Source organism: Methylobacterium planeticum, assembly GCF_008806345.1.
In the GTDB taxonomy this organism is placed as follows: domain Bacteria; phylum Pseudomonadota; class Alphaproteobacteria; order Rhizobiales; family Beijerinckiaceae; genus Methylobacterium; species Methylobacterium planeticum.
In genome coordinates, this window is the sequence record NZ_VZZJ01000003.1 from 389,214 (window position 1) to 397,606 (window position 8,393).

The following is an 8,393-nucleotide window of genomic DNA, read 5'->3' on the forward strand; positions in this document are numbered from 1 at the left end:
GATGCTGAATGACCAACCCGTTGACCAGGACGTACCGCCCTCCCCCGAGGAGGATCGGACCTATGCGGATGGTCGCCTCGATGTGATCGTGCGATTTCATGATGCGAAGCGGCTGGCGGAACTCTCCCGCTGCATTTTTTCGCTCGTCTGCCAGCGCTATCGCCCCCTGACGATCCATCTCTGCACGCAGCGCTTCACGCAAGATGATATCGCGGCGACCAAGGCCGTGCTTGCCCCGATCCTCGAACTCGCCACGGGGGTCACCCTCAACCTTCTGAATTTCGAGGGAGAGGAGCCGAAAGACGCCCGCTCCGCCCTGCTCAATCTCGGGATCCGGAACGCGCGCGGGCGCTACCTCGCGTTCCTGGACTACGACGACGTGATCTATCCCGATGCCTACACGCTCGTCGTGCGGGAGCTCGCCTCGACTGGTTACGCCTTGGCCTTCGGCGGAATCAATGTGAAGTGGGTCGACCTGTTCGACGATTGCGGCATCGTCCTCAAAAAGCACAAGATGTTCAACGGGTCGGGGATCGTCGACCTTTTCCGGGAGAACTTCTGCCCGATCCATAGCTACGTGCTGGAGCGGTGGCGGATTGACGCCGAGGACCTGTACTTCGACCTGAAATTCTGGTGCCTTGAAGATTATGATTTCCTGCTGCGCCTCTGCGCGAAGTACAGAGCGAGCTTCCGGCACAAAGACACGCTCATCGGGGACTACTTCTGGAAGGATGATGGCAGCAACACCTCCGAGGTCGACCGCGCGGTGGATGCGGTTAAGGCAGAGGGCTGGCGGGCGGCCAGGGCACAGATCGACCAGCGCCGCAACCTGCGCGTCTCACCTTCCGTCCAGCTCTCGATCGGGATCTCTCCCGCCGACCCACTACTGACCGTCCGCGAGGTCTCGAAACGCCCGGTGCCGTCCGGAGGCGGTGTGGGCCTCGACGTCCTGGATTTCGCGGCGTCGTTGCACGCGCGGAACTCCGGGGCGCCGCGGGTGAGCCTCGACGAGGATTTCCGGACGGTGTTCCGCGATTTTGACACGGAGTACTACTTCGCAAAATATTCGGAGATCGAGAGCGCGGAACTCGATCCGCTTGCTGACTACGCCCGGGCGGGATGGCTGAACGAGCGCGTGCCGTCACCAAATTTCGGCACCCGGGCCTACCTGGCAGCCAATCCGCAGGTCAGAGCGGCGCTCCTCGCCCTCCACGGCAGACTGGACGAGGCTACCAACCGCGCGGCCCTCGACCGCTTCATGGCCTGGGAGCGGGAACGCGTCTGGCGGTTCGCGCGGGATTCGAATCAGACGGACACGTATTTCCTTCGCTACGCTTACCACATGCTTCTGCATCGTCCGCCGGATGCAGACGGCCTCGCCTATTTCCAATCCGTCATCGCCGGAGATCTAGACCGGCGGGGTGAGGTTATCGCCCAATTGACCACCTCACCGGAGTACCAGTCGCGGCTGGCCTCCGGGGCACGGGGGTTACTGCCGGCAGAGCCGTAAGCGTGCTTGTATAGACTTGGCGTGAATCGGGTCGCACCGGAGTTGCGAACCGGCGCACCCTGCATCCGTCTTTTCCTTGACAACCAAGCCCGCCCAAGGAGTTGCGTCAGCTTGCGAAGCCAGCGGAGGAGTTCACCAGCACCTTCGCGATCCGCAAAGAGCGACGGCATGCCGGAGAAGCTGGCTGGCGATCCCGCGGACGGTGAAAATCTTTTGACCGCCGGCCCGGTGCGCGACCTTTTCGAGGCCATCGCGTCGATCGCGGACAACATTCGGCTCCAGACCGATGATTTGAAGACCATCTCGGCCGCCATGTTCGCGGTCGCGAAGGTGGTTGAGGAAGACTTCGACGAGCGCCCGGTCGAGCGAGCCGTCGATCGGCATCTCGGCGAGGAGCGCCGCCTCCGAGAAGCACGCGCAGCACCCGCCCAGGGTTGGAGCGGGAGCTGAGGTGATCCGCTTCGCGCGTCGCGAGGTGGTCCGCGACCGTATCGGTAAGACCGCCATCATCGACGCCGACTCGAGGACGCCCCAGGGCTTCGGCCCTGGGGTGCTCTTTACGTTTCAGGCTTCAGGCCTCGCACCGGCGTTGATTGCAGATTCGGCGGAAGCCTGTTACCGCTTTGGGAACGCTTATTCGACACCGTGAATAAGCAAAACGAGATCACTATTCTGTTATTTTCCTTGATCGGAGCAAATAGTGCAGGAAAGAGACAGCGCGTTCGTCAGAACTGTTTTCTCCGCGATTATGGGACGAAAGCCTTCTGATGTAGAACTTCAAGAAGGACTAAGCCGGGTAAACTTCGGCAGCGGAGCTGTCGAATATACTCTTGAGTTGAGTAATACACATGAAGCTGGATTGCTTGCAGCCGGACTAGAAAGCGCGCCGTTATTTGTGCCGCTTGGGCATTATTATTCGCCAATCGTTGACGTTTCGCAGCCCTCACTGTTGAGGCATCTGCAACATCAAGAGAAAACGCCACTCCTTGATGTGAATATAGATTATTCTGAAATGCAGAAATTGTTCACATCCCTGTCGAACCGTTTCACCAAGATCAACTTTCCTTTCGAGGCCGACAACGATTTCCGGTATTATTTTCATAATGACTTTTATGGCTACGGCGACGCGCTAGTCCTCAGCGCAATGTTGCAGCATTTCTTGCCGAAAAAAGTCATCGAAGTAGGCTCAGGATTTTCGAGCGCCGTGATTTTGGACACTATCGACAAGGCCGGGATGACACTCAGCCCTATCTGTACATTCATCGAGCCGCACCCACATAGACTGAATTCCCTTCTACGAGAATCTGATGTGGATAGAGTAAACATCATAAACAGCGGCATTCAAGCTGTTGATCTATCTTTGTTCGAGACACTTAATGCGAACGACATTCTCTTCCTTGACACCACTCACGTTTCTCGAACCGGAAGCGATGTCAATCATGAAATTTTCGAGATACTTCCAAGGCTGAAAGACGGAGTGATAGTGCATTTCCATGATGCATTTGCAAATTTTGAATACCCATATCAGTGGGTCGTTAAAGACAACAGGTCTTGGAACGAGTTGTATCTACTCCGTGCGTTTTTGATGAATAACGAAAGCTATCAAATTTTGTTCTTCAATGATGCGTTCGCGAAGCTTTTCCCGGAACGGGTCTTGGAAGCGTCACCGCTGATGGCAAAGAACGCCGGCGGAGGCCTGTGGATGAGAAAGCGGAGCAAGACTGGCTCGGCCCAGGTGGCGCAGAACTTCGCAGGGAAAGCTGCGCAGCTGCTCCGAAAGCTTATCGGAGCGCGCACTTCGCTGAGGAAGTGAGAAATGAAAGCGGGCGGCTGCCACTTATCGATTGCTCTCCCCACGGAGACAATCTGGCTTCCCTGTCTCCTGCTAATGTCAGCCGCCAGTCAGACCGTCCGCGAAATTTTGCAGCACCGAACCGCCAAAGCAGCGCGATGCCCGCCCGTTCGCTGACATCACCAGCCCCCAGATACCGCCGCAGTACGCCATCGGCGGGGTTGAACCAAAGGGCGCACGCTGGGTCGACCGATGCGGACACTCGTAGCTGAGACTTCCGAACCTTCAGCCCGCCCGCCCAACCGCGGCGGGCTTCCTTCTGCGCCCACCTCACATTTGCAGGTGCGCGACGTGCCGCAGCGGCCGATGCCCGTGGAGCCGGTGTGAAGCCCCGGCGCGATCCCGCTGGACCATTTTACCGCCGATCGCATCCGACGAGACCGTTCTCTGACGAACACCTCAGCCCCGCAGCCAAAGGGCGTGCGGGGTGTCTCGCTGGTGCGTGCTAGAAGTCTGACCGCTGTCGGTCAGTAAGGTTTACGCGAGGACCCACCCCACTTCGATGACGGGGCTCAGGTGCTGGTTCGCCTCTGGGCTGTCCGAGATCGCGACCGCGACATCGGCCCGCGTCGCACCGGAGGCCAGCGCGTTGCCCCAGAACTGCGCACCCACCGCATCGACCCCGCGTCCGAGCGCGCCTTCGTAGAGCGACTCCACAAATTGTGCGTTCGTCAGGGCTGTCGGATGCAGCGCCGCGTATTCGGGCGAGGCCAGAATGGCCTGGGCGATCGGCGAGAACGAGGGTCCGTCATGCGCCGCTGCGTACCATCCCTGCAGGCCGGTCGTGTCGGGAGCCCGGTCGAGCAGCCCGTAATATAGGCGCGCGACGTCGGTGTTGCCGGGATCGGGCACGAAGATGCCCGCCTCGAACGCCGGCTGCAGCTGCGCAAAGTGCTCCGATGAGAAGACGAAGCTGTCCGCCACGGCGGCTCGCGTTGTCGAACCGCTGTCGAGGAGCGATGTCCAGAACTGAGCGCCCGCCGCGTCGCCGGATCGCTCCAGCACGGTCTGGTAGAGCTGCTCGACGAAGCCGGCGTTGCTGGTGGCGTTGAAGTGGGTTTGGCCCTCGGGCGAGGTGAGGATGGCTTGCGTCACATCGCCGAGGCTCGTGCCGCGGTCGAGGAGGATGTTCCAACCCTCGCCGAGGGGATCGGGGGCACGATCCAGCAGGCCCTCGTACAGCGCGTAGACCTGCCCGCCGGTGCTGTTGATGTAGTGGGTGTAGGAGCCGAACCAGAATGCGTTGTCCGGATCGGGGCCCGACCCGCCGCCGCCGCCGCCGGCGCCGCCGCCGGCCGTGTCGGTGCCACCGGATCCATCGGTACCCGTACCGCCACCGGCCGTATCTGTGCCACCAGACCCACCCGTTTCTGTACCGCCACCGCCAGCGGTGTCCGTGCCACCAGACCCACCCGTGTCTGTACCGCCACCGCCAGCGGTGTCCGTGCCACCAGACCCATCGGTATCCGTACCGCCACCCCCGGCAGTCCCCGTACCACCCGCGCCTGTATTTCCGCCAGTGCCGGAAGAGCCTGTGCCTCCTGACGTGCCTGTGCCTCCAGATGTACCCGAGCCAACAGGCGGGTTCGTTCCACCGGGCGTATCGGTGCCTCCGGACGTATCTGTGCCTGTTGGATCGCTGGGAGGGGGCATCCCCCCGTCCGGCGTATGCGGGTACCCATGATCCGAGTTGTGGGCCTGCCCGTGATTGGGCGTGTGCATGCCACCGCCAGATGAGTGGTCATCACCCTTTATATGATTGTGCCCGCGATCACTGAAGTCCCAGTGCGGAGGAGAGAAATCGTCATCGTCGAGCAATGGATCTGTGTGACGCAGCGTCATGGCGTTCAACCCTGTTACAATCTCTCACCCCCAAGTCTAGATTTTTAGCGATAAGGTGTATGTCACGTAACGGTTGCATTAACTCAGACCACATAGGGTGCATTTAGTACTAAATTTCCAATTCAATGTTCAGATTTATACAAATTGTGGCCAATTTTAATTTATGATCATATCGTTTCATCGAGGCAAATTTGTACGAGGGTCGGTACATGGCTGGAGATGAGCAGGATTAAAGCCGGCAGCACTCAACCCGTTGGCCCCGCGTGAGTGATGCAAACCTGGCCCCGAGGCTTCGGCCTGAGGGATTTTTTGTATGACCCGCACAGGACAATTTCAGTATCGCCCAGTTTACTCCGGAAAGGAGTGTCTCATGCGATACACTGTTTTCGCGACAACCCTCATCTGCTCAGTTGTCCCGGTATCGGCGCAATCCCCGAGCCCCACGCCTCAAGCTCGCACCTTTAACGATGCGAAACTCGACGAGCTTCGGGCGGCTCTGGAACCCAAGCATGCGAAAGAGATCGACACTCGGCACCTCGCTTCGCCTCGACGTGTAAAGGGCGATCCAATTCCGGGCCGCTGTGGCGGAGCAAAACCGGGCCACTGGCGGCGGGTCGGCTGAACGCTGAAGAAGCCTGGGCGGTCCCCTTCAGCCTTCGTCATTGATTGTAAGGGTCAGGTCGGCAGGACCTCGCCAGTCTCGGGATCATGAGTATCGGCGCTGGCCTGGGTTTGCTCCGCCCCGCCGGCGCGGCCGCGCCGGCTGCGGGAGGCTTTGAGACGGTAGCTGTCGCCGTTCAGGCTCAGGATGCTGACGTGGTGGGTCAGCCGGTCGAGCAACGCACCGGTCAGCCGCTCCGAGCCCAGAACTGACGTCCAGTCCTCGAACGGCAGGTTCGAGGTCACCACGGTCGAGCCGCGCTCGTAGCGCTGGGAGAACACCTCAAACAGTAACTCCGCCCCCGTCGACGACAGCGGCACGTAGCCGAGTTCGTCGACGATCAGGAGCTTGACCGCGGCCAGTTCGCGCTGAAGCCTGAGCAGGCGGCGCTCGTCGCGCGCCTCCAGGAGCTGGTTGACCAGCGAGGCCGCGGTGGTGAACGTGACCGGGAAGCCCTTCTGGCAGGCCGCCAGGCCGAGAGCCAAGGCGATGTGGGTCTTGCCGGTGCCCGAGTTGCCGAGCGCGATCACGTTCTCTCGGCCGAGGATGTAGCCGCAGCGCGCCAGCTCCAGCACGAGCATCTTGTTCAGGCTCGGGATCGCGGCAAAGTCGAAGGTGTCGAGGCTCTTGACCGCCGGGAAGCGTGCCGCCCGGATCCGACGCTCGACCATGCGCCGCTCACGGTCGATCAGCTCAAGCTCGAGCAGCCGCAGTAGGTAGCGCGGGTGGTCGAGACCGCTCTGGGCGCACTCACGGGCAACCTTGTCGTACTCGCGCAGCACCGTGGGTAGCTTGAGCTGCTTGAGGTGGTGAGCCAGCAGGACGCCCGGCGTGGTCTCGTCGCGCGCCGGGCTCATGCGGCCACCTCCGGCACCAACACGGCGTAGTCGGCGGCCACGGTGGTCCGCACCGTGGTTCCGGGCAGATGCGGGTAGGCCGCCAGGTCGAGCCGGGGCGGTCGGTGTTCGAGCCGGGCCAGCGCGATCAGCTTGACCGCGTCGAAGCCGATCGCCCCGAGCCGGACCGCCTCCGTGGCGGCTGCGGCCACCACCGCCTGAGGCATCGCCTCCATCAGGCGCAGCACCTGGATGAACTCGCGCTTGCCCCGGTTGCCCATGCGCGCCTCCAAGAGGTGGCGCAGGTGCTGGAACACCTCGGGCAGATCCCAGCCCTGGAGGGCCGCCGCTTGGTCGAGGGCGTTCGGCTTGGTCTCGATCAGCGCGAGGTAGTGCAGCGGATCGGAGACGAACACGCCGGTGCCGTAGCTGCGTTCGTGCCGGGCTATCTCGACCCCGCCGCACAGGATCACGACTTCTTCGACGAAGCCCTTCACCAGCACGTCCCGGAAGCCGTAGGCGGTGGGCACCGAGTAGTCGTTGCCGTGATAGCGCACCAGCGCAGTCGAGGAGATGCGGCCAGCCCGCTTCTCGCACGGCTCCAGCGGCACCGCCGGCAGGGCACGCAGGACCGCACGGTCGTCCACAAGCCGCGTACCGATGCTCTCGGCATGCCGGCCGGCGCGTTCGTCCTGCCGCGCCAGGCAGCGTCGCTCCAGATCGGCGTTCAGCGCCTCGAACGAGGCCGCTTCCGGAGCCGGGGTCAGGCAGTTGGACCGGACGTATTTGACCAGCCCTTCGACCTTACCCTTGTCGTTGCCCTTGCCCGGACGGCCGAAGCGATCCCGGAACAGGTAGTGGCTCACCAACTCGGTGAAGGCGCGCGTGCGCTCGCGCTGCCCGTCGCCGCAGATCTTGGCCACCGCGATCTTGGTGTTGTCGTACAGGATCGACAGCGGCACGCCCGCGAAGAAGGCGAAGGCGGCGCAATGCCCGTCGAGGAAGGCTTCAGTCGTCTCCCGCGGATACGCCTTCACGAAGCAGGCGTCGGAGTGCGGCAGGTCCATGCAGAAGAAATGGATCTTCCGGCGCACGCCGCCGATGGTGGCCACCGCCTCGCCGAAGTCGACCTGGGCATGGCCGGGCGGGTGGGCCAGCGGCACGAAGGTCTCCCGTCCCTGCGATCGGCAGATCCGCACGTGGTCCTTCACCACTGTGTAGCCGCCGGCATAACCGTGCTCGTCGCGCAGACGCTCGAAGATCCGCTTGGCCGTGTGCCGCTGCTTGACCGGTGCCGTTCGGTCTGCATCCAGGATCGCCGTGATCACCGGCAGCAGCGGTCCCAGCTTCGGCTTCTCGACCGGCTTCGAGCGCGTATAGCCCGGCGGCAGCGAGAACCGGCACATCTTGGCGATCGTCTCTCGGCTGAGCCCGAATACCCGAGCCGCCTCACGCCGAGAGTTGCCCTCGATAAACACGAACTGCCAAACGGCCGCGTAGACTTCCACGGCGAACATCCTCGGCTCCTCTCGAAAGAGAAGCCTCTCCCCTGGCCGGCTTTTACGCCGCCCGCATCAGCACGACGCCGACGCTCCAGTGGATGGTTTTGTCACCGCCCTACACAGACGGTCAGGATCCGAAACGGACGCCCGTCAAAAAGACGATCGGACCTGAAGTCCATGGCCCAAACCT

The 8,393-nt window shown here is 62.1% G+C and carries 7 protein-coding genes; 4 read left to right on the forward strand and 3 right to left on the reverse strand.

Features of this window, described 5'->3' with window-relative positions:
* The first annotated feature begins 1 nt into the window (after nucleotide 1).
* The 4 genes from F6X51_RS05545 to F6X51_RS05560 all read left to right on the forward strand — a co-directional run bounded on the left by F6X51_RS05545 (nucleotide 2) and on the right by F6X51_RS05560 (nucleotide 3,323).
* A complete protein-coding gene (locus F6X51_RS05545; RefSeq protein ID WP_150962211.1) occupies nucleotides 2-1,510 on the forward strand; it encodes a DUF4214 domain-containing protein in 1,509 nt (502 codons plus the stop codon).
* A gap of 168 nt (nucleotides 1,511-1,678) precedes the next feature.
* Nucleotides 1,679-1,960 carry a hypothetical protein gene (locus F6X51_RS05550; RefSeq protein ID WP_150962212.1) on the forward strand — a complete coding sequence of 94 codons (282 nt, stop codon included), beginning with the start codon at nucleotides 1,679-1,681 and terminating at the stop codon, nucleotides 1,958-1,960.
* Nucleotide 1,961: 1 nt separating this feature from the next.
* Complete coding sequence (locus F6X51_RS05555; protein ID WP_150962213.1) at nucleotides 1,962-2,159, forward strand: hypothetical protein; 198 nt, start codon at nucleotides 1,962-1,964, stop codon at nucleotides 2,157-2,159.
* Nucleotides 2,160-2,210: 51 nt separating this feature from the next.
* Nucleotides 2,211-3,323, forward strand: coding sequence for a class I SAM-dependent methyltransferase (locus tag F6X51_RS05560; protein ID WP_150962214.1), 1,113 nt, complete (start codon nucleotides 2,211-2,213; stop codon nucleotides 3,321-3,323).
* A 516-nt stretch (nucleotides 3,324-3,839) separates the two neighbouring features.
* Here F6X51_RS05560 and F6X51_RS27715 read toward each other — a convergent pair.
* The 3 genes from F6X51_RS27715 to istA form a co-directional block, all read right to left on the reverse strand.
* Nucleotides 3,840-4,457, reverse strand: coding sequence for a DUF4214 domain-containing protein (locus F6X51_RS27715; protein ID WP_191970017.1), 618 nt, complete (start codon nucleotides 4,455-4,457; stop codon nucleotides 3,840-3,842).
* Nucleotides 4,458-5,879: 1,422 nt separating this feature from the next.
* Nucleotides 5,880-6,722: an IS21-like element helper ATPase IstB gene (gene istB / locus F6X51_RS05570; RefSeq protein WP_150962216.1), complete on the reverse strand. Its 843-nt coding sequence runs from the start codon at nucleotides 6,720-6,722 to the stop codon at nucleotides 5,880-5,882.
* Nucleotides 6,719-8,218 carry an IS21 family transposase gene (istA, locus tag F6X51_RS05575; protein WP_150962217.1) on the reverse strand — a complete coding sequence of 500 codons (1,500 nt, stop codon included), beginning with the start codon at nucleotides 8,216-8,218 and terminating at the stop codon, nucleotides 6,719-6,721. The genes istB and istA overlap by 4 nt, the downstream gene beginning before the upstream one ends.
* Nucleotides 8,219-8,393: the final 175 nt, after the last annotated feature.